The 859-nt window shown below is 65.3% G+C and carries 2 protein-coding genes; one reads left to right on the top strand and one right to left on the bottom strand.

Features of this window, described 5'->3' with window-relative positions; genetic code table 11:
* Positions 1-337 (top strand): transposase (locus tag AC1DYI_RS37140; RefSeq protein WP_477209070.1); only part of this gene is annotated, 337 nt, incomplete at its 5' end.
* Positions 338-417: 80 nt separating this feature from the next.
* Here the strand turns inward: AC1DYI_RS37140 and AC1DYI_RS37135 are convergent.
* On the bottom strand, positions 418-859 hold a 442-nt coding region (locus AC1DYI_RS37135), incomplete at its 5' end, for a PP2C family protein-serine/threonine phosphatase (protein WP_477209069.1).

Below are 859 nucleotides of genomic sequence, written 5' to 3'. Positions count from 1 at the left end.
GCTGAGCAGCCTGTTGGCGCGGTTGCAGTTCGTCAGCGCTGATGCCTTGGTCGCCTTCAGTGGCTTGGACCCTCGGGCGCACGACTCAGGGCGCAGCCACGGCAAGCGAAGACTGTCCAAGCGTGGATCGCCTGACTTGCGTCGCCAGATGTACATGGCGGCCATGTCGGCCTCTCACAGCAAGGTGTTCAGTCCCCTGTACCAACTGCTTCGCAGCCGCGGCTTCAAGACCACCGAGGCGCTGGTCATCCTGGCTAGAAAGCTCCTGCGAGTCGCCTATGCCGTCTGGCGCAGCGGCCAGCCCTTCGAGCCGGACAGATTCGCCATTCCCGCTTGACGAAAACCATAGAACCTTTGCCGGGCCGCTGCGCGAGCCCCCCTCGGGGGGCAGGCCCCTGGCAGGGGGCCGTGGGGGCACTATTTCAGGGCTTCTACACGAATCATCGCCAGCGACAGGTTGTCACCCGTGCCGCGCGCGCGTTGGCGGGCCTTGCTGATCAGCATTTCGCTGGCTTCGCGCGGGTTCAGCGCATTGACGATGGCGCCGAGCTCTTTCTGGCTCAGGTAGTGCCACAACCCGTCGGAGCAGGCGAGCAGCGTGTCGCCGACTTCCAGCTTCTCGATCTGGGTCACCTCGACCGGCGGGTCTTGCTGGGTGCCGAGGCAGCCCGTCAGCAGGTTCGACTGCGGGTGGGTGTTGGCCTGGGCCTCGGTGATCTTGCCTTCGTCGATCAGGCGTTGAACGTACGAATGGTCGATCGTGCGGCGGACCAGCTCGGAGCCGCGGAAGTGGTAGACGCGCGAATCGCCGGCATGCACTGTCCAGCCGCTCAGGTCGGGCAGCACCAGGACACCAGGA

Source organism: Ideonella sp. P3_A4, assembly GCF_056403075.1.
The sequence above is the reverse complement of the archived record's forward strand: the minus strand, read 5'-3'. Positions and strand labels throughout refer to the sequence as shown.